Origin of the sequence: Streptomyces sp. NPDC048424, assembly GCF_040651555.1 — a bacterium.
Taxonomy (GTDB): Bacteria; Actinomycetota; Actinomycetes; order Streptomycetales; family Streptomycetaceae; genus Streptomyces.
This window is the reverse complement of the sequence record NZ_JBEZKE010000026.1, coordinates 69,322-88,823: the sequence shown is the minus strand read 5'-3', so window position 1 is coordinate 88,823 and position 19,502 is coordinate 69,322. Positions and strand designations below refer to the sequence as shown.

Genomic DNA, 19,502 nt, shown 5'->3' with positions numbered 1-19,502 from the left:
CCGGTTATCGGGCCTGCTCGCCGGGCCCGATACCGAGTGCCTCGGTCGCCGTCGGGTTCACCAGCAGGGCCACGACGGCCACGGCGGCCACGGCCAGGGCCACCGCGGCGGCGATCATCGCCCCGCCGGTGCTGTAGAGGGTCCAGGCCACCGGCAGCGCCATCAGCTGGGTGATCAGCGCCGGGCCGCGGCTCCAGCGGCGGCCCAGGCGCAGCCCGCGGGCCGCGATCAGCGGCAGCGCGGCGAGGGCGAGCAGGGTGATCCCGCCCGTCTCGGCCTGCTGCGGGGAGTCGGGGTCGCCGGCGATGCCGACGAACAGCATGTAGACGCCGAGGCCGGCCAGTGCCAGACCTTCCAGCGCGGTGAGCGCGGCGGCGGCGGTCAGCCGGCCGGGCAGCCCGGCGGGCGGTGCGACGGTGGGGGCGGGGGCCTGCGCAGGCTGCTTCTTACTCACTCCAGCAGGGTAGCGGCGGGCCCCGGACCCCGGAGGGGACGGGCAGTAGGGTCGGCAGGAGAAGGGGTGGGTAGTCTGGCGCTCATGCGTGCACTTCTCGTGGCCAACCCAGCAGCGACGACCACCAGTGCGCGCACGCGCGACGTCCTGACCCATGCCCTGGCCAGCGAGATGAAGCTGGAGGCGGTGACCACCGAGTACCGCGGGCACGCCCGGGACCTGGGACGCAAGGCCGCGCACGAGGGGCTCGACCTCGTCGTCGCGCTCGGCGGCGACGGCACGGTCAACGAGGTGGTCAACGGGCTCCTGCACGACGGGCCCGATCCGGACAGCCTGCCCCGGCTCGCGGTGGTGCCCGGTGGCTCCACCAACGTGTTCGCGCGCGCCCTGGGGCTGCCCAACGACGCGGTCGAGGCGACCGGCGCCCTGCTGGACGCGCTGCGCGAGCAGCGGGAGCGGACGGTGGGGCTGGGCCTGGCGGCCGGCACCCCGGGCACGGAGGACGAGTCGGTCCCGGCGCGCTGGTTCACCTTCTGCGCGGGCTTCGGCTTCGACGCGGGCGTGGTGGGCCGGGTCGAGCAGCAGCGGGAGCGCGGCAAGCGTTCGACGCACGCCCTGTATGTACGACAGCTGATGCGCCAGTTCTGGGAGGAACCGAACCGGCGGCACGGCACGGTCACGCTGGAGCGGCCGGGAGCGGATCCGGTGACGGATCTGGTGCTGTCGATAGTGTGCAACACCTCACCGTGGACGTATCTGGGCAATCGTCCGCTTTATGCCTCTCCGGAGGCGTCGTTCGATACCGCGCTTGACGTATTGGCGCTCGACCGTTTGTCAACTCCAGCCGTCGCGCGCTACGCGACACAGCTCCTGACCTCCACTCCTGAGCGGGGTCCGCACGGCAAGCACGCGGTGTCTCTGCACGATCTGACCGACTTCACCTTGCATTCGAAGGTTCCCCTTCCGTTCCAGATGGACGGAGACCACCTCGGACTGCGGACCAGCGTTCGGTTCACAGGCGTACGCCGTGCACTGCGTGTGATTGTGTGAGTGGAAGGGCCAGAAGGCCTTTCACTCGAACGTTTACACGCCGGTCCACCCTCACGATGTAGGGCTGTGACCTAGTAGACACCGACGAATCAAAAAAAACTTTCCGGAAGGGGTTGTATCCCCGTCCGAGGTTTGCGAATCTCTTCATGGCGATCGGGACAGCCCGCACAACCCGGCACCCACACAGATCGCCAGAACCCCTCCACGAATCTCTGACTGATCACCCGCGTGAAACCGGGCGGTCGCCCTTCCCTCACGGGGGGATTCGTGAAAGCGTTCACATTCACAAGCAAAGTGCCCGCAATACAAGGAGATGGAGCAGCCATGGACTGGCGTCACAACGCCGTTTGCCGCGAGGAAGACCCGGAACTCTTCTTCCCCATCGGCAACACCGGTCCTGCGCTGCTGCAGATCGAGGAAGCCAAGGCCGTCTGCCGCCGTTGCCCCGTCATGGAGCAGTGCCTGCAGTGGGCGCTCGAGTCCGGTCAGGACTCCGGCGTCTGGGGCGGTCTCAGCGAGGACGAGCGCCGCGCGATGAAGCGCCGCGCCGCTCGCAACCGGGCGCGCAACGCCAGCGCCTGACAACGACTTTCGAGCCTCGACGCGCAGCGCGTAGTACCCGAACAAGCGCTCAGCAACGTGCTCTTGAGCCCCGGACCGATCACCATTCGGTCCGGGGCTCAGTGCTTTTCCGGTCACACCGAGTGAGGTTCCCCCGCTCGGCCGCACGTCACTTCAGGTGACGGAGCGTTACCGCTACGGCTACTTCTGCGGGCTCGACGGCAGGTCGAGGACGACCTTGGTCCCGCGCGGCTGCGCCCGGACCATGTCGAACGTTCCGCCGAGCTCCCCCTCCACGAGGGTCCGTACGATCTGCAGCCCGAGGTTGCCGGCCCGCTGGGGATCGAACCCCTCGGGCAGACCGCTGCCGTCGTCGAGCACGGTGATCAACAGCCGCCCGTCGGCGCGGCCGGTCCCGGTGCGGGTCGCGGCCACCTCCACGGTGCCCCGCTCCCCCTGGGTGAAGGCGTGCTCCAGGGCGTTCTGCAGGATCTCGGTCAGCACCATCGACAGCGGAGTGGCGACCTCCGCGTCCAGGATCCCGAACCGGCCGGTGCGCCGGCAGTCGACCTTGCCCGGCGAGATCTCCGAGACCATCGCGATCACGCGGTCGGCGATCTCGTCGAACTCGACCCGCTCGTCAAGGTTCTGAGACAGCGTCTCGTGCACGATCGCGATCGAACCGACGCGGCGCACGGCCTCGTTGAGCGCCTCGCGGCCCTGCGGAGAATCCATTCGGCGGGCTTGGAGGCGCAAGAGCGCGGCCACCGTCTGGAGGTTGTTCTTCACCCGGTGGTGGATCTCCCGGATGGTCGCGTCCTTGGTGATGAGTTCACGTTCGCGACGGCGCAGTTCGGTGACGTCGCGGCAGAGCACCAGGGAGCCGATCCGGGTCCCCTTCGGCTTGAGCGGGATCGCGCGCAGCTGGATGACCCCGCCGTTCCCCTCGATCTCGGTCTCCCTGGGGGCCCAGCCGCTGGCGAGTTTGACCAGGGCCTCGTCCACCGGGCCGCGGGAGGGGGCGAGTTCGGCGGTGGTGTTGCCCAGGTGCTGGCCGACGAGGTCGGAGGCGAGGCCGAGCCGGTGGTAGGCGGAGAGCGCGTTCGGGGACGCGTAGGTGACCACGCCGTCGGCGTCGAGCCGGATCAGGCCGTCCCCGACGCGCGGGGAGGCGTCCATGTCGACCTGCTGGCCGGGGAACGGGAAGGAGCCCGCCGCGATCATCTGCGCGAGGTCGGAGGCGGACTGGAGGTAGGTCAGCTCCAGCCGGCTCGGTGTACGCACGGTGAGCAGGTTGGTGTTGCGCGCGATCACTCCCAGTACCCGTCCCTCGCGGCGGACGGGGATCGACTCGACGCGGACCGGCACCTCCTCGCGCCACTCCGGGTCGCCCTCGCGCACGATCCGGCCCTCGTCGAGCGCGGCGTCCAGGAGCGGGCGGCGGCCGCGCGGGACCAGGTGGCCGACCATGTCGTCCTGGTACGAGGTGGGGCCGGTGTTCGGGCGCATCTGGGCGACCGAGACGTACCGCGTGCCGTCGAGGGTGGGCACCCACAGCACGAGGTCGGCGAAGGAGAGGTCGGAGAGCAGTTGCCACTCCGAGACCAGCAGGTGGAGCCACTCCAGGTCGGTTTCACTGAGAGCGGTGTGCTGGCGTACGAGGTCGTTCATGGAGGGCACGTTGCGAGCGTACCCCGGGTACGCGTGATGACTTTCCCCACGACGGTACTCAGGAGTATCCAGGAAGGCCGCGGGCCGCGTACTGTTGGAGGAAGCGACGGGTTTCCACGTCCCGTCATTGGATGGACAGAACAGAATGGTCTAGTCCACAATTGAGTAAGCTTCCGCCCTCCCCGCACAGGAGGACGGATCGAGGTAAGCCGCGCGCTCTGCCCTGACCGCGCAGGCACCTCCCACCGGCCGTCGGGAACCGCACACCTGTCGGCCGTAAGTACTCCGGGCTACGGTGCCGGGCGGGCTGAGGGTCCCGTCCTGCACCGTGGCCCAGAGGAATTTTCGGGCCCGTTTCCGGGCCGCTTTCCGGGCCGGACGCCCCGATCGGCGACTACGCCGGCGGCCAGGCCAGCAGGGCCCGCGCCGCGACCGCCTCCAGCTCCTCCCGGCTCGCCCCGTCGCGCGCCTGCTGGGACATCCCCTGAACCACCGCCCCGGCGTACCGGGCCAGCGCCCGCGCGTCCGTGTCCGCGGGCAGTACGCCGGTGGCCACGTCGGCCCGGATCCGGCTCTCGAACATCTCCAGGCCGGCGTTGCGCCGCTCGCGCAGGGCCGCCGCCACCTCGTCCGAGGTGGTGTTGATCGCGGCGCTGATCACCAGGCAGCCGCGCGGGTGGGCCGGATCGGTGTACACCTCGGCCGCCTCGCGCAGGACGCGCTCGACGGCGGCCCGGGCGGTGGGCTCCTCGGCCAGCGCCACGCTCGCGAAGTCCCCGTACCGGCCGCCGTACACGGTCACGACCTCGTCGAAGAGCCTGCGCTTGTCGCCGAAGGCCGCGTAGAGGCTGGGCGCGCTGATGCCGAGCAGGGCGGTCAGATCGGAGATGGACGTCGCCTCGTAACCGCGCTCCCAGAAGGCGGTCATCGCCTTGTCGAGGGCGGCGTCGCGGTCGAAGGAACGGGGTCTGCCGCGCTGTCCGGTCACCATGCCCGCATTCTATAGCGGGCGTTAGGGAATCTGGTACGGTCCTTTCTGTAGCGACCACTATCAATTGCGGAGGGGGGCGCGTCATGGGCGTGCTCAAGGGAAAGACGGCACTGGTCACGGGCGGCAGCCGAGGCATCGGGCGGGCCGTGGCCGAGCGGCTGGCCGGGGACGGGGCTCTGGTCGCGGTGCACTACGGGCACAACGAGGCCGCGGCGAAGGAGACGGTGGCGGGCATCGAGGCGGCCGGCGGGCACGCCTTCGCCATCGGGGCCGAGCTCGGGGTCCCCGGGGACGCACGGGCCCTCTGGGCGGCGTACGAGGCCCATCCCGCGCACACCGCGGGCGTGGACATCCTGGTCAACAACGCGGGCGGGGCGACCTTCGCGGGGATCGAGGGGACGGACGAGGAGACGTACGACCGGGCTCACGCCCTCAACGCCAAGGCGCCGTTCTTCGTGATCAAGCACGGGCTGGCGCGGCTGCGGGACGGGGGCCGGATCGTGAACGTGACCGGCACCCCGGAGATCGCCCTTCCGGCGATCCTGGCGACGGTCATGGCGAAGGGCGCGGCGAACGCGATGACCCGCTCCCTCGCCGCCGAGCTGGCCCCGCGCGGGATCACCGTGAACTCGGTGGGCCCCGGGATCATCGAGACGGACCTGAACGCCGGCCTGCTCGCGGACGCGGCGACCCGGGCCCACCTGGCCGCCCGCTCGGTCTTCCACCGGGTGGGCACGGCGGAGGAGGTCGCGGACGTGGTGGCGTTCCTGGCCTCGGCGGACTCCCGCTGGGTCACGGGCCAGCACCTGGACGCGACGGGCGGGCTCCAGCTCGCGCTGATCTAGGGATCCGGCCGATCCAGGGAGCTTGCCGACGGGCCCGGTGCCGGGATCCGGATCACCATGGATAACGACGAGACCCCCGCCACGGGCGCCGGCCTCTGCTAGATTGGTCTATACCACACCACCACTCCAGATCGGCAGGCCCCGCGTGGAAGTTGTCATCGTCCCGGACGCCAAGGCAGGCGGCGAGCTCATCGCGGAGGCCATGGCCGCCCTGGTGCGCCGCAAGCCCGACGCCCTGCTCGGCGTGGCGACCGGCTCTACCCCGCTGCCCATCTACGAAGCCCTCGCCGCCAAGGTCAAGGCCGGTCAGGTCGACGCCTCCCGGGCCCGCATCTGCCAGCTCGACGAGTACGTCGGCCTGCCGGCCGGGCACCCCGAGTCCTACCGCGCGGTCGTGCTCCGCGAGGTCGTCGAACCGCTCGGTCTGTCCGAGGCCTCCTTCATGGGGCCCGACGGCTCGGCGCAGGACATAGTCGGCGCGTGCGAGGCGTACGACCAGGCCCTCGCCGAGGCCGGCGGCGTCGACCTCCAGCTGCTCGGCATCGGCACGGACGGCCACATCGGCTTCAACGAGCCGTGCTCCTCGCTCGCTTCCCGCACCCGCATCAAGACGCTGACGGAGCAGACCCGCGTGGACAACGCGCGCTTCTTCGACGACGACCTGGACCAGGTGCCGCACCACGTCATCACCCAGGGCATCGGCACCATCCTCGACGCCCGCCACCTGGTCCTGCTGGCCACCGGCGAGGGCAAGGCCGAGGCGGTCGCGCAGACCGTCGAGGGCCCGCTGTCCGCGCTGGTCCCGGCGTCCGCGCTGCAGCTGCACCGGCACGCGACCGTCGTCGTGGACGAGGCCGCCGCGTCGAAGCTGAAGCTGGCGGACTACTTCCGGCACACGTACGCCAACAAGCCCGCCTGGCAGGGTCTGTAGCCGCACGGGCACGCCGAAGGGCCGGACTCCCGCCGAGGGAGTCCGGCCCTTCGTGTCGTGTCCGGGCAGCCGCTGCGCGGTGCCTTCCGGGCTCTGCCCGCACCCGCGCCTCAAACGCCGGCGAGGCTTCAAGATCGGGGCTCCGCCCCGGACCCCGCGCCTCAAACGCCGGCGGGGCTGGATCGGGCGGCTACGCGCCCGCGATGACTTCCGCCGCGGCTCGGCCGCAGACTCGGGACGCGCCGTGGGTGGCGATGTACACCGCACCCCGCGGCGCAGCCATCGGGAGGCCCATCTCGACCACCACCGTGTCCGGCCGCGCAGCGACCAGCGCGTCCAGGGCCTCCGTCATCCACGGGTGCCGGTGCGCGTCGCGGACCACCGCGACGACCGTGCGGTCCCCCGCCGCCGCCAGGATGTCCGCGGCCCGGGCCCCCTCCGGGTAGCGGCCCGAGGTGGTCGCGGGTACCAGTGCGGCCAGTTCGTCGGCCACGCCCCACGGGGTCTCGTCGCCCACCGCGATGTTCGCGACCGGGGTCAGCGTCGCCACGTACGGGGCGGACAGCGGCTGCGGCGAGCCGGTGACGGCGAGGGCGCGGCGGGCCGCCGTCAGCCCGATGCCGGACGCGCGGCTCCCCTCCGGCCGCGCGTCCGGCCGGGCCCGCAGGGTCCATGCGGCGAGCTCGCGGACGCGGGCGGCGGCGTCGGCGAGGCGCTCCTCGGGAAGCGTGCCCTCGCGTACGGCCGCGACCAGCGCGTCGCGCAGCCGCAGGACCGTGGCCTCGTCGGCGAGTCCGCCGCCGACACAGATGGCGTCGGCGCCCGCCGCGATGGCGAGGACCGAGCCGCGCTCGATCCCGTACGTCCCGGCGATGGCGTTCATCTCCATGCCGTCGGTGACGATGAGGCCCTCGTAGCCGAGCTCCTTGCGCAGCAGGCCGGTCAGGATCTGCGGGCTGAGCGTGGCCGGGCGGGTCGGGTCGAGGGCGGGCACCAGGATGTGCGCGCTCATCACGGCCTTGGTGCCGGCCTCGATGGCCGCCTTGAAGGGGATCAGTTCGCGGGCCTGGAGGGTGTCCAGGTCCACGTCGATGCGCGGCAGGGCGTGGTGCGAGTCGACGCTGGTGTCGCCGTGGCCCGGGAAGTGCTTGGTGCACGCGGCGACGCCGGCGGCCTGGAGGCCCTCGACGTAGGCGGCGGTGTGCCGGGCGGCGAGGTGGGTGTCGGCGCCGAAGGACCGTACGCCGATGACGGGGTTGTCCGGGTTGGAGTTGACGTCCGCGGACGGGGCCCAGTTGAGGTTGACCCCGCACTCGGCGAGGCGGCGGCCCAGCTCGCGGGCGACGTCCCGGGTGAGGCCGGTGTCGTCGACGGCGCCGAGGGCCAGGTTGCCGGGGAAGGACGAGCCGCCGCGGACCTCCAGGCGGGTGACGTCACCGCCCTCCTCGTCGATGGCGACCAGCACGTCGTCGCGCTCGGCGCGCAGCTGTGCGGTCAGCGCGGCGAGCTGCTCGGGCGAGGTGATGTTGCGGCCGAACAGGCCGACGGCGGTGAGTCCTTCGCCGACCCGGCGGAGCAGCCAGGCGGGGGCGGTGGTGCCCTCGAAGCCGGGCTGGAGGACCGCGAGGGCGTCCCGGGTGAGCGTGTCGGTCTGGTGCGCAAGGACAGTCATGGCGGCCGTTATCCCTTCACGGCGCCGGCGGTCATCCCGCCGACGGCCTTGCGCTGGAGGAAGATGAAGATGAGCAGGACCGGGACCGCGAAGAGCGAGGACGCGGCCATGGTGGCGCCCCAGTCGTTGCCGAAGGCCGACATGAACTCGGTCAGCCACAGCGGCAGGGTCTGCGCGCTCTTGTCCTTGTTCAGGATCAGGACCATGGCGAACTCGTTCCAGGCGGTGATGAAGCCGAAGAGCGAGGTGGACATCAGGCCGGGGGCCAGCAGCGGGAAGATCACCTTGCGGAAGGCCTGGCCGCGGGTGCAGCCGTCGATCTGGGCCGCCTCCTCCAGGGTCACCGGGACGGCGGCGATGAAGCCGCGCAGGGTCCAGATGGTGAAGGGGAGGATCATCACGAAGTAGATCGCGGTGAGCAGCGGGAGGCTGTTCAGCATCTCGCCGTCGCGGGCGATCATGTACATCGCGATGACCATGACCTCCCAGGGGGCCATCTGGGCCATCATCACGGTGAGGACGAGGCCCTTGCGGCCCTTGAACCTCATCCGGGCGATGGCGAAGCTCGCGGCGAGGGCGACGAGCAGGGCCAGGGCGACGGCGCCGACGGTCACCAGGACGCTGTTGGTGACGTACGTCCAGAAGTTGGAGACCCCGGTGGCCTTGCTGAAGTTGTCGAGCGTCGGGGTGAAGACGAAGACCGGGTCCTTCGTGAGCATCTGGCTCGACGGCTTGAGGGCCGAGGAGAACATCCAGTACACGGGGAAGACGAAGACCAGGGCGAGGAGGAGCGCGCCGAGGTTCTTGGCCACGGCGGCGGGGCGGACCGGCCGGCGCTTGCGGAGCTGCTGCGCGGGCTTCGGCGCGGTGGTGGTGGGGCTGCTCACTGCTCCTCCTCCTGCTTCAGGATCAGGCGGAAGTAGAAGGACATGACGACCACGAGGATCAGGATCGTCAGGACGGAGATCGCGGCGGCGAGGCCGTAGTGGGCCTGGCTCTGGCCCTCGACGTAGGCGAAGACCGGGAGGATCTCGGAGCCGCGGTCGGGGCCGCCCTTGTTCATCGCGTAGACCTGGGTGAAGGCCTTGAACACCCAGATCACCTCGAGGAACGTGGTGATGAGGAAGAACGGCTTGAGGTTCGGGAAGACGATCTTCCAGAAGGTCTGCCAGCCGTTGGCGCCGTCCATCCGGGCGGCCTCGTACAGCTCGGCCCCGACCGTGGTCAGTCCGGCGTACATGTTGAGGGCGACGAAGGGGATGGAGCCCCAGACCACCAGGACGGTGACGATCGTCAGGGTCGACAGGCCCGTCTGCATCCAGTTGTGCTGCTCGTAGCCGGCGAAGCCGGCGGTGCGCATCACCCAGTTCATGACGCCGAACTGCTCGTCGAACAGCCACTTGAAGACCTGCACGGAGGCGACGATGGGCATGGCCCAGGCCATCACCAGCGCCATCGAGAGGACCAGGCGCATCTTCTTGCCGAGCCGGTTCAGCAGGATGCCGATGAGGCTGCCGAGCACCATGATCAGCGCGACGTTGGCGGCGGTGAAGGCGAAGCTGCGGACGACCACGGTCCAGAAGTCCGCGTCACCGATCAGCTCGGTGTAGTTGGAGAATCCCGCGAAGGGGTACTTCCGCTGGATGAACTCGATCTTGTTGATGTCCTGGAAGGACAGGATCACGTTCTTGATCAGCGGGTACAGCAGCAGTGTCGCGAGGGCGAGCACCGCGGGCCCGACCAGCAGGTAGGGCAGCCACCCCGAGGGGAGCGACTTTCTGCCCCCGCGAGGAGACGTGGGACCGGAACCGGTCGGGGACGCGGACTTCTCGGGCCGTCCGGCGGACTTCTGTGGTGCGTCCTGTGGAGCGGCGGTCATCGCTCCCTGGGAGTGCACGGTCATGGCGTGGCTTCCTCGCGGTTGACTGTGGAGTCAAATGCGCGACGGGGGGCACGGCGGCGGCCTGGCGCCTGCCGTGCCCCCAGTGCGCTCACACTGCTGGGTGGTGCGGGAACTGCGGGGTGGGACTACTTGTTGATGCGGTTCGCGATTTCCTTGTCCGCGTCCGCGCCCGCCTTGGCGGCGTCCTCACCGTTCAGGACCTTGGTCATGAACTCCTTGATGGGGTTCGGCTCGGTCTCGACGTTCGCCCAGCCCGCGGTGACCGGAGTGATCTTTCCGTTGACGCCGGCCTTGCCCATGGCCTCGGCGAAGGAGCCGGCGGCCGGGGTGAAGTTCGCGCCGGTCTGGTTCGGCAGCAGCGCGCCCTTGGTCTCGGCGGCGTACTTGGTCATCTGGTCCTTGCCTGCGGCGAGGGCCAGCCACTCCTTGGCGAGCTCCTTGTTCTTGGAGCGCTCGGCGATCGCGAGGTTCGAGCCGCCGAGGAAGACGGTGCTGGTCTTGTCCGCGGTCTTGCCCGGGATCGGGAAGTAGCCGAAGTCGGCTTCCTTGCCCGCGTCCTTCAGGGCCTTCTCGGCGCCGCCGGCCTCCCAGCCAAGACCGATCCAGGAGGCGACGCCACCCTTGGGAACGATGTCGGTGGACTGCTGCGGGTTGGCCTCGTCCTTGTCCTTGGGGGCGGTGGAGAAGGACTGGAGCTTCTTGTAGAACTCCACGGCGGAAGCGGCCTGCGGGGTGCCGAGTCCACCCTTCCACTTGGCGCCGTCCTTGACGGCGAGGTCGCCGCCCTCGTCCCAGACGAAGCCCGCGAGGACGTACCAGCTCTGGCCGGGCAGGTAGATGGGCTGCGAAGCCGGGTCGGCCGCCTTCAGCTTCTCCAGACCGGCGATCCACTCGTCGCGGGTCTTCGGCGGGGTGACGCCGGCCTTCTCGTAGGCCTTCTTGTCGTAGATGACGACGCGGTTGGCGGCGTACCACGGGGCGGAGTAGAGCTTGCCGTCGATCTCGGCCGAGGCGAGCATGCTCTTCTGCCAGGCGTCGGCGCCGAGCTTGGCCTTGTCCTTCGTCAGGTCGGCGAGGCCGCCGGTGACCGCGTAGCCGGCGGTCTGGGTGTTGCCGAGCTCCAGGACGTCCGGCGGGTTGTTCTCCGAGAGGGCCGTGGTGACCTTCTCCTGGATGCCGGTCCACTTCTGCTCTTCGACCTTGACCGTGACACCGGGGTGCTTGGCCGAGAACTCCTTGTTGACCTCGTCGATCCAGGCCTTGGGAGCGGAGCCGTCCATCACCCAGACGGTGATCTCCTTGGCGCCACCCGCGTCGGTCTTGGCCTTGTCGTCGCCGCCGTTGCCGCACGCCGCGACTCCGACCATCATGCCCGCGACACTGACCGCCGCGATGAGCTTGCGCTTCACGCCACCCTCCTCAGGGATGCCTGCCTGCACTTCCCTCGCCCGCCGCGGTGACATACGCGAAGTACTGCCGTGGGGCCGGGATCTGATCCATATTGGTTTAGACCAGTAGCTGGAGCTTGGCCTAGACCTTTAGGGGTGTCAAGGGTCTAATGAGCGGGTGCCCGGTCCGTTATCGGACCGACACCTGGGGAGAGAGAAGGCCTGTCCCCCCTTACGTGTCACCATGTGACCGCACATATCGGAGGAGCCGGTGACGGCAGCGAAACTGGAGTCGGGAAGGCGGGCGGCGATGGCCACCGAAGGGGCGACCACGGAGCCGGAGGGCGGGGCAGCCACCCGCACGGCACGTGTTCCCAAGTACTACCGACTCAAGCGGCACTTGCTCGACATGACCGAGACACTGCCGCCCGGCACCCCGGTCCCGCCGGAGCGCACGCTCGCGGCCGAATTCGACACCTCGCGGACCACCGTCCGGCAGGCCCTCCAGGAACTGGTCGTAGAGGGACGACTGGAGCGGATCCAGGGCAAAGGCACCTTCGTCGCCAAGCCCAAGGTCTCCCAGGCGCTGCAACTGACCTCGTACACCGAGGACATGCGGGCCCAGGGCCTCGAACCGACCTCCCAACTCCTCGACATCGGCTACGTGACGGCCGACGACACCCTCGCCGGACTGCTCAAGATCACCACCGGCGGACGGGTGCTGCGCATCGAGCGGCTGCGCCTGGCCAGCGGCGAGCCGATGGCCATCGAGACCACCCACCTGTCGGCCAAGCGCTTCCCCGCGCTGCGCCGTTCGCTCGCCAAGTACACCTCCCTCTACACCGCCCTCGCCGAGGTGTACGACGTCCACCTGGCCGAGGCCGAGGAGACGATCGAGACCTCGCTGGCCACCCCGCGCGAGGCCGGCCTGCTCGGCACCGACGTCGGCCTGCCGATGCTGATGCTGTCGCGGCACTCGCTGGACGCCGACGGGGAACCGGTGGAGTGGGTGCGGTCGGTGTACCGCGGGGACCGGTACAAGTTCGTCGCCCGGCTCAAGCGCCCCGCCGTCTGACCTCGTACGTTCCGCCCCGCCCGAGCCCGTCCGGCCCCGCCCGCCGGACCCCGGTCTACCGAATTCCTTCACATACCGGAATGCGGACTGACTCTTACGCTCACCGGGCAATCCCCCGTAGATTCCCTGCCCTTACGCAGATGATCGACGAGGGGACGAGAGCCATGCCTGAACCGGAAGCAACAAGGACAGAACGGGACACGGCGAGTCCGGGCACCGCGCCCGGCTCGCCCTCTCCCAAGTCCATCGCCGTGTGGGTGCTCGTCGGACTCGTCGGCGCCCTCGGCTGGGGCGTGCTGGCGCTCTCGCGCGGTGAGGAGATCTCGGCCGCCTGGCTGCTCGCCGCCGCACTGGGCTCGTACGCCATCGGCTACCGCTTCTACGCGCGCTTCATCTCGGACCGCGTGCTCAAGGTGGACAAGACGCGGGCCACCCCCGCCGAACGCCTCGACAACGGTGTCGACTTCCATCCCACCGACCGCCGGGTGCTCTTCGGCCACCACTTCGCCGCCGTCGCCGGCGCCGGCCCGCTCGTCGGACCGGTGCTCGCCGCGCAGATGGGCTACCTGCCCGGGACCATCTGGATCGTCGCGGGCGTCATCTTCGCCGGCGCCGTGCAGGACATGATCACGCTGTTCTTCTCCACCCGGCGCGACGGCCGCTCGCTCGGCCAGATGGCCCGGGACGAGATCGGCCCCGTCGGCGGAGCCGCCGCCCTGGTCGCCGTGTTCGCCATCATGATCATCCTGCTGGCGGTGCTCGCGCTCGTCATCGTCAACGCCCTGGCGCACTCCCCCTGGGGCGTGTTCTCCATCGGCATGACCATCCCGATCGCCCTCTTCATGGGCTTCTACCTGCGCGTGCTGCGGCCGGGCCGGGTCACCGAGGTCTCCACCATCGGTGTCGCCCTGCTCCTGGTCGCCATCATCGCGGGCGGCTGGGTCGCCGAGTCCTCCTTCGCGGACACCTTCACGCTGGAGAAGGAGACGCTGGTCATCTGGATGGTCGCGTACGGCTTCATCGCTTCGGTGCTGCCGGTGTGGATGCTGCTCGCGCCGCGCGACTACCTCTCCACCTTCATGAAGATCGGCACGATCGCGCTGCTCGCGCTGGGCGTGGTCATCGCGATGCCGATGCTGAAGATGCCCTCGGTCACGGACTTCGCCGCGCGCGGCGACGGCCCGGTCTTCGCCGGGTCGATGTTCCCCTTCGTCTTCATCACCATCGCCTGCGGCGCGCTGTCCGGCTTCCACTCGCTGGTCGCCTCGGGCACCACCCCGAAGATGATCCAGAAGGAGACCCAGGTCCGGGTCATCGGCTACGGCGCGATGCTGACCGAGTCCTTCGTCGCCGTCATGGCGATCATCGCGGCCTGCATCATCGAGCCCGGCCTGTTCTTCGCGGTCAACTCCCCCGGCGGGGTCATCGGCACCACCGTCGAGTCCGCCTCGCAGGCGGTCACCAACCTCGGCTTCGCCATCTCCCCCGAGGCGCTGACCCAGGCCGCGAAGGACGTGGAGGAGGCCAGCCTGCTGTCCCGTACGGGCGGCGCGCCGACCTTCGCACTCGGAATGTCGGAGATCTTCTCGTCGGTGATCGGCGGGGCCGGCATGAAGGCCTTCTGGTACCACTTCGCGATCATGTTCGAGGCGCTGTTCATCCTCACCACCCTCGACGCGGGCACCCGCGTCGGCCGGTTCATGCTCCAGGACACCCTCGGCAACCTGCACAAGCCCTTCAAGGACGTCAGCTGGAAGCCGGGCGTCTGGCTGGCGAGCGCCATCGTCGTCGGCGCCTGGGGCTACTTCCTGTGGGTGGGCATCAAGGACCCGCTGGGCGGCATCAACCAACTGTTCCCGCTGTTCGGCATCGCGAACCAGCTGCTCGCCGCGGTGGCCCTGGCCGTCTGCACCACCCTGCTGGTCAAGTCCGGCCGCCTCAAGTGGGCCTGGGTGACGGCCGTGCCGCTGGTCTGGGACGTGGCCGTAACGCTCACCGCCAGCTACCAGAAGATCTTCTCCGACAACCCGAAGATCGGCTTCTTCGCGCAGCGCAGCACCTACCAGGAGGGCATCGACGCCGGGAAGGTGCTCAAGCCCGCGAAGGACATGGGCGAGATGCACACCGTGGTCACCAACGCCACGGTGGACGGAGTGCTGTCGGCCCTCTTCGCCGTGCTGATCATCATCGTGCTCCTGGACGCGGCCCGGACCTGCCTGAAGGCCGTCCGCAAGCCGGAGTCGGTGACCCTGACCGAGGTCCCGTGGACCGAGTCGAAGATCGTCGCCCCGGCCGGGCTGATCCCGACGCCCGAGGAGCGGGCGGAGCTCGCCGCGGCGGGCCTCGACTCGGGCGGCGGACACGTCAAGGAGCCGGTGGCGTGAGCACCGTACGGAGCGCACTGGCCCGGGCCCGGTTCTACGTACGGGAGTTCTCGGGGGAGGCCGCGTACGACCGCTACGTCGCCCACGCCCGCTCCCACGACCCGGACGCGGAGGTCCTGACCCGCCGCGCCTTCGAACGCGCCCGCACGGACGCCCGCGAGGCGGACCCCCGCGAGGGCTTCGGCTGCTGCTGAACCGCACCGGAGGGCCCCGCCGAAATCCGGCGGGGCCCTTCGCGCGCCTGCGGCACACTCGAACGCATGGACATCACGATCAGACCGGTACGGCCCGCCGAGTACGCGGAACTGGGCGAGATCACGGCGCGGGCCTACCTCGCCGACGGGCATCTGGACTTCAACGAGGACGACCCGTACCTGAACGTGCTGCGCGACGTGGCCCACCGGGCCGCCCTCGCCGAGGTGCTCGTCGCCGAGCGGGACGGGCGGATCCTGGGCGGGGTGACCTTCGCCGCACCCGGGAGCCCGCTCGCCGACATCGCCGGCCCGGACGAGGCCGAGTTCCGGATGCTCGCCGTCGCCCACGAGGGGCGCGGCCAGGGCGCCGGCGAGGCTCTGGTGCGGGCGTGCGTCGAGCGGGCGCGGGCGATCGAGGGCGTGTCGGGCATGGTGCTCTCCACCCAGCGCAGCATGGCCGGCGCCCACCGGATCTACGCGCGACTGGGCTTCGTACGCGTTCCGGAGCGGGACTGGGCGCCCATCCAGGGCCTGACACTTCTGGCGTATCGGCTCAACCTGTAGCCACGCCGACACTACATGTGGGGGTTGCCTCACAGGGGCGCCCCCACATGTATGCTCAAGGCTGCTGTCCCGCAGGGGAATCCGGTGTGAATCCGGAACTGTCCCGCAACGGTATGAAGTGTCCGGCTACCGGACACCAAGTCCGATGACCTGCCGACAGCGCGCCCGGCTCGACCGAACCGGGTGCCGACACGTCCGGGCCTCGCGGTTGGGCCGGTGGACGCCATGCGGTGTGAACGCGTTCCTGCCACGCCCGCATGCGCCCGCTCGCGCCCCGCTCCGCCGATGACCGGGCCGAGCGAGGGAGAGCTCCCGCCGTGACCATCGCGCCTTCCGCACCGCGCGCCGAGTCCGTTTCTGGCGACAACACCGAGGGCCCGGGGGCCACGCTGCTGCGTACCCTCACCGAACTTACGGCGGACCTCCCCGACACCGACCCCGGCCGCGTCGCCGCCGCCGCGCTCCGCGGCCGCAGCTCCGCCGCCGACGAGGCCGAACTGCGGGGGCTCGCCACCGAGGCCGCCGCCGGCCTGATCTCCGAGGACCCCGCGTACTCGAAGCTCGCCGCCCGGCTGCTGACGCTGGCCGTGCGCGACGAGGCCGCGAGCCAGGGCTCCACGTCCTTCTCGGCCTCCGTCGAGGTCGGCCACCGCGAGGGCCTCATCGCCGACCGCACGGCCGAGTTCGTGCGGACCCACGCGAACCGCCTGGACGCGCTGGTCGAGCACACCCTCGCCGAGGGCGCCGACGACCGCTTCGGCTTCTTCGGCCTGCGCACCCTGCACAGCCGCTACCTGCTGCGCCACCCGATCACCCGCCAGGTCATCGAGACCCCGCAGCACTTCATGCTGCGCGTGGCCTGTGGCCTCGCCGCGGACGAGAGCGTCCAGGCCGTCGAGGAAGTGGCCTCGCTGTACCGGCTGATGAGCCGCCTCGACTACCTGCCCTCCTCCCCCACCCTCTTCAACTCCGGCACCCGGCACCCGCAGATGTCCTCCTGCTACCTGCTGGACTCCCCGCTGGACGAGCTCGACTCGATCTACGACCGCTACCACCAGGTGGCGCGCCTGTCGAAGCACGCCGGCGGCATCGGCCTGTCGTACTCCCGCATCCGCGCCCGCGGTTCCCTGATCCGCGGCACCAACGGCCACTCCAACGGCATCGTGCCGTTCCTGAAGACCCTCGACGCCTCCGTCGCCGCCGTGAACCAGGGCGGCCGCCGCAAGGGCGCCGCCGCCGTCTACCTGGAGACCTGGCACGCGGACATCGAGGAGTTCCTGGAGCTCCGCGACAACACCGGCGAGGACCAGCGCCGTACGCACAACCTGAACCTGGCGCACTGGGTGCCGGACGAGTTCATGCGCCGCGTGAACGCGGACGCCGACTGGTCGCTGTTCTCCCCGGCCGACGTGCCCGAGCTGGTCGACCTGTGGGGCGACGAGTTCGACGCCGCCTACCGCAAGGCCGAGGCCGAGGGCCTGGCCCGCAAGACCATGCCCGCCCGCGACCTGTACGGCCGGATGATGCGCACCCTCGCGCAGACCGGCCAGGGCTGGATGACCTTCAAGGACGCCTCCAACCGCACGGCGAACCAGACCGCCGAGCCGGGCACGGTCGTCCACTCCTCCAACCTCTGCACCGAGATCATCGAGGTCACCAACGACGGCGAGACGGCCGTCTGCAACCTCGGCTCGGTCAACCTCGGCGCGTTCGTGCTGACGGAGACGGGCGAGATCGACTGGGAGCGGCTGGACGAGACCGTCCGCACCGCCGTGACCTTCCTCGACCGCGTGGTGGACATCAACTTCTACCCGACCGAGCAGGCCGGCCGTTCCAACGCCCGGTGGCGCCCGGTGGGCCTGGGCGCGATGGGCCTCCAGGACGTCTTCTTCAAGCTGAAGCTGCCCTTCGACTCCGCCGAGGCGAAGGCGCTCTCCACCCGGCTCTCCGAGCGCATCATGCTCGCGGCGTACGAGGCCTCGTGCGACCTGGCCGAGCGCAGCGGCCCGCTGCCGGCCTGGGAGCAGACCCGCACCGCGCGCGGCGTCCTGCACCCGGACCACTACGAGACCGAGCTGAACTGGCCGGAGCGCTGGGAGGCGCTGCGCGCCCGCGTCGCGAAGTCCGGCATGCGCAACTCGCTGCTCCTCGCGATCGCCCCGACGGCCACGATCGCCTCGATCGCCGGCGTGTACGAGTGCATCGAGCCGCAGGTCTCCAACCTCTTCAAGCGCGAGACCCTGTCGGGCGAGTTCCTCCAGGTCAACGGCTACCTGGTGGAGGAGCTGAAGAAGCTCGGCGTGTGGGACGCGCAGAGCCGCGAGGCGCTGCGCGAGGCCAGCGGTTCCGTCCAGGGCTTCGGCTGGATCCCGGCCGAGGTGCGCGAGCTGTACCGCACGGCGTGGGAGATCCCGCAGCGCGGTCTGATCGACATGGCGGCGGCCCGTACGCCGTTCCTGGACCAGTCGCAGTCGCTGAACCTGTTCCTGGAGACGCCCACCATCGGCAAGCTCTCCTCGATGTACGCGTACGCCTGGAAGCAGGGTCTGAAGACCACCTACTACCTGCGCTCGCGCCCCGCGACGAAGATCGCCCGCGCCGCGTCCGCGTCCGCCGTCCCGGCCGCCGCCACCCCGCTCCCGCAGGCCGTCGACGCCGACGCTCTGGCCTGCTCCCTTGAGAACCCCGAGTCCTGCGAGGCCTGCCAGTAATGAGCTCCACCGACAACAAGAACCTCCTGGACCCGGGCTTCGAGCTCACGCTCCGCCCCATGCGCTACCCGGACTTCTACGAGCGCTACCGGGACGCGATCAAGAACACGTGGACGGTGGAGGAGGTCGACCTCCACTCGGACGTCGCGGACCTCGCCAAGCTGACGCCGGCCGAGCAGCACATGATCGGCCGTCTGGTCGCGTTCTTCGCGACGGGCGACTCGATCGTCTCGAACAACCTGGTGCTGACGCTCTACAAGCACATCAACTCCCCTGAGGCGCGCCTGTACCTGTCGCGCCAGCTGTTCGAGGAGGCCGTGCACGTCCAGTTCTACCTGACGCTGCTCGACACCTACCTGCCCGACCCGGACGACCGCGCGGCCGCCTTCGACGCCGTCGAGGAGATCCCCTCCATCCGCGAGAAGGCGCAGTTCTGCTTCAAGTGGATCAACGAGGTCGAGAAGCTGGACCGGCTGGAGACGAAGGCCGACCGCCGCCGCTTCCTGCTGAACCTGATCTGCTTCGCCGCGTGCATCGAGGGCCTGTTCTTCTACGGCGCCTTCGCGTACGTGTACTGGTTCCGCTCGCGCGGCCTGCTGCACGGCCTGGCCACCGGCACCAACTGGGTGTTCCGTGACGAGACCATGCACATGAACTTCGCCTTCGAGGTCGTGGACACGGTCCGCAAGGAGGAGCCGGAGCTCTTCGACGACGCCCTCCAGCAGCAGGTCACCGACATGCTGAAGGAGGCCGTGGAGGCGGAGCTGCAGTTCGGCCGCGACCTGTGCGGCGACGGCCTGCCGGGCATGAACACCGAGTCGATGCGCGAGTACCTGGAGTGCGTCGCGGACCAGCGTCTGGTCCGCCTCGGCTTCGCGCCGGTGTACGGCTCGCAGAACCCGTTCTCCTTCATGGAGCTGCAGGGTGTCCAGGAGCTGACGAACTTCTTCGAGCGCCGTCCGTCGGCCTACCAGGTCGCGGTCGAGGGCACGGTCGACCTGGACGAGGACTTCTAGGGGTCCTGCTGTCCCTCCGGCCGGGACGCGGTGAACGCCGCGAAGCCGGGATGCGGTTCACCACCGCGTCCCGGCTTCTCGCGTTTCCGGCG

Annotated in this window: 17 protein-coding genes and 1 riboswitch; of the genes, 10 read left to right on the top strand and 7 right to left on the bottom strand. The window is 70.0% G+C overall.

All coding sequences use genetic code 11. The features are described 5' to 3' along the window. Positions 1–4: 4 nt before the first annotated feature. Positions 5–454, bottom strand: a complete 450-nt coding sequence (locus AB0D29_RS29500; RefSeq protein WP_030709865.1) for a hypothetical protein — start codon at positions 452–454, stop codon at positions 5–7. 84 nt (positions 455–538) lie between these two features. On the opposite strand from AB0D29_RS29500, the gene AB0D29_RS29495 reads away from it, so the two are divergent. Beyond that, positions 539–1,504 (top strand): diacylglycerol kinase family protein, encoded by a 966-nt coding sequence (locus AB0D29_RS29495; RefSeq protein ID WP_362858387.1) that lies wholly within the window; start codon positions 539–541, stop codon positions 1,502–1,504. Positions 1,505–1,828: 324 nt separating this feature from the next. Next, a complete protein-coding gene (locus tag AB0D29_RS29490; RefSeq protein ID WP_003953983.1) occupies positions 1,829–2,086 on the top strand; it encodes a WhiB family transcriptional regulator in 258 nt (85 codons plus the stop codon). 180 nt (positions 2,087–2,266) lie between these two features. Here the strand turns inward: AB0D29_RS29490 and AB0D29_RS29485 are convergent, their stop codons facing one another. Further along, positions 2,267–3,736: a PAS domain-containing sensor histidine kinase gene (locus tag AB0D29_RS29485; protein WP_351583629.1), complete on the bottom strand. Its 1,470-nt coding sequence runs from the start codon at positions 3,734–3,736 to the stop codon at positions 2,267–2,269. 394 nt (positions 3,737–4,130) lie between these two features. Continuing rightward, complete coding sequence (locus AB0D29_RS29480; RefSeq protein ID WP_362858386.1) at positions 4,131–4,727, bottom strand: TetR/AcrR family transcriptional regulator; 597 nt, start codon at positions 4,725–4,727, stop codon at positions 4,131–4,133. Between the two features lie 83 nt (positions 4,728–4,810). On the opposite strand from AB0D29_RS29480, the gene AB0D29_RS29475 reads away from it, so the two are divergent. Together AB0D29_RS29475 and nagB are read left to right on the top strand one after the other, a co-directional pair. Beyond that, on the top strand, positions 4,811–5,572 hold the full coding sequence (locus tag AB0D29_RS29475) for an SDR family oxidoreductase (RefSeq protein ID WP_362858385.1): 762 nt from the start codon (positions 4,811–4,813) through the stop codon (positions 5,570–5,572). A gap of 145 nt (positions 5,573–5,717) precedes the next feature. Continuing rightward, positions 5,718–6,503, top strand: a complete 786-nt coding sequence (gene nagB, locus AB0D29_RS29470; protein WP_362858384.1) for a glucosamine-6-phosphate deaminase — start codon at positions 5,718–5,720, stop codon at positions 6,501–6,503. Positions 6,504–6,693: 190 nt separating this feature from the next. Here the strand turns inward: nagB and AB0D29_RS29465 are convergent, their stop codons facing one another. The 4 genes from AB0D29_RS29465 to AB0D29_RS29450 form a co-directional block, all read right to left on the bottom strand. Then, entirely contained in the window at positions 6,694–8,175 is a 1,482-nt protein-coding gene (locus AB0D29_RS29465; protein WP_362858382.1) for a glycoside hydrolase family 3 protein, read from the bottom strand. Between the two features lie 8 nt (positions 8,176–8,183). Beyond that, on the bottom strand, positions 8,184–8,987 hold the full coding sequence (locus AB0D29_RS29460) for a carbohydrate ABC transporter permease (protein ID WP_030709882.1): 804 nt from the start codon (positions 8,985–8,987) through the stop codon (positions 8,184–8,186). 71 nt (positions 8,988–9,058) lie between these two features. Then, complete coding sequence (locus tag AB0D29_RS29455; protein WP_351583352.1) at positions 9,059–10,078, bottom strand: sugar ABC transporter permease; 1,020 nt, start codon at positions 10,076–10,078, stop codon at positions 9,059–9,061. Between the two features lie 125 nt (positions 10,079–10,203). Then, positions 10,204–11,487, bottom strand: coding sequence for an extracellular solute-binding protein (locus AB0D29_RS29450; protein WP_362858380.1), 1,284 nt, complete (start codon positions 11,485–11,487; stop codon positions 10,204–10,206). A 289-nt stretch (positions 11,488–11,776) separates the two neighbouring features. Between AB0D29_RS29450 and AB0D29_RS29445 the strand changes: the two genes are divergently transcribed. The 6 genes from AB0D29_RS29445 to AB0D29_RS29420 all read left to right on the top strand — a co-directional run bounded on the left by AB0D29_RS29445 (position 11,777) and on the right by AB0D29_RS29420 (position 19,410). Then, positions 11,777–12,541: a GntR family transcriptional regulator gene (locus AB0D29_RS29445; RefSeq protein ID WP_030016685.1), complete on the top strand. Its 765-nt coding sequence runs from the start codon at positions 11,777–11,779 to the stop codon at positions 12,539–12,541. A 140-nt stretch (positions 12,542–12,681) separates the two neighbouring features. Further along, the gene (locus tag AB0D29_RS29440) at positions 12,682–14,925 is read left to right on the top strand and encodes a carbon starvation CstA family protein (RefSeq protein WP_362858379.1); all 2,244 of its coding nucleotides are present in this window, start codon (positions 12,682–12,684) and stop codon (positions 14,923–14,925) included. Next, complete coding sequence (locus AB0D29_RS29435; protein WP_030709892.1) at positions 14,922–15,119, top strand: YbdD/YjiX family protein; 198 nt, start codon at positions 14,922–14,924, stop codon at positions 15,117–15,119. Before AB0D29_RS29440 ends, AB0D29_RS29435 begins: the two co-directional genes overlap by 4 nt. A 66-nt stretch (positions 15,120–15,185) precedes the next feature. Then, positions 15,186–15,683, top strand: coding sequence for a GNAT family N-acetyltransferase (locus AB0D29_RS29430; RefSeq protein WP_362858377.1), 498 nt, complete (start codon positions 15,186–15,188; stop codon positions 15,681–15,683). A 41-nt stretch (positions 15,684–15,724) separates the two neighbouring features. Beyond that, a riboswitch (cobalamin riboswitch) is annotated at positions 15,725–15,856 on the top strand. A 144-nt stretch (positions 15,857–16,000) separates the two neighbouring features. Next, a complete protein-coding gene (locus AB0D29_RS29425) occupies positions 16,001–18,394 on the top strand; it encodes a ribonucleoside-diphosphate reductase subunit alpha (RefSeq protein ID WP_362858375.1) in 2,394 nt (797 codons plus the stop codon). After that, a complete protein-coding gene (locus AB0D29_RS29420; RefSeq protein ID WP_362858373.1) occupies positions 18,394–19,410 on the top strand; it encodes a ribonucleotide-diphosphate reductase subunit beta in 1,017 nt (338 codons plus the stop codon). Before AB0D29_RS29425 ends, AB0D29_RS29420 begins: the two co-directional genes overlap by 1 nt. The last annotated feature ends 92 nt before the right edge of the window (positions 19,411–19,502 follow it).

Coding starts and splice junctions, on each gene's coding strand:
- AB0D29_RS29495 (WP_362858387.1), top strand. CDS start 539: ATGCGTGCACTTCTCGTGGCCAACCCAGCAGCGACGACCACCAGTGCG.
- AB0D29_RS29490 (WP_003953983.1), top strand. CDS start 1,829: ATGGACTGGCGTCACAACGCCGTTTGCCGCGAGGAAGACCCGGAACTC.
- AB0D29_RS29485 (WP_351583629.1), bottom strand. CDS start 3,736: ATGAACGACCTCGTACGCCAGCACACCGCTCTCAGTGAAACCGACCTG.
- AB0D29_RS29480 (WP_362858386.1), bottom strand. CDS start 4,727: ATGGTGACCGGACAGCGCGGCAGACCCCGTTCCTTCGACCGCGACGCC.
- AB0D29_RS29475 (WP_362858385.1), top strand. CDS start 4,811: ATGGGCGTGCTCAAGGGAAAGACGGCACTGGTCACGGGCGGCAGCCGA.
- AB0D29_RS29465 (WP_362858382.1), bottom strand. CDS start 8,175: ATGACTGTCCTTGCGCACCAGACCGACACGCTCACCCGGGACGCCCTC.
- AB0D29_RS29455 (WP_351583352.1), bottom strand. CDS start 10,078: ATGACCGTGCACTCCCAGGGAGCGATGACCGCCGCTCCACAGGACGCA.
- AB0D29_RS29445 (WP_030016685.1), top strand. CDS start 11,777: ATGGCCACCGAAGGGGCGACCACGGAGCCGGAGGGCGGGGCAGCCACC.
- AB0D29_RS29440 (WP_362858379.1), top strand. CDS start 12,682: ATGATCGACGAGGGGACGAGAGCCATGCCTGAACCGGAAGCAACAAGG.
- AB0D29_RS29430 (WP_362858377.1), top strand. CDS start 15,186: ATGGACATCACGATCAGACCGGTACGGCCCGCCGAGTACGCGGAACTG.
- AB0D29_RS29420 (WP_362858373.1), top strand. CDS start 18,394: ATGAGCTCCACCGACAACAAGAACCTCCTGGACCCGGGCTTCGAGCTC.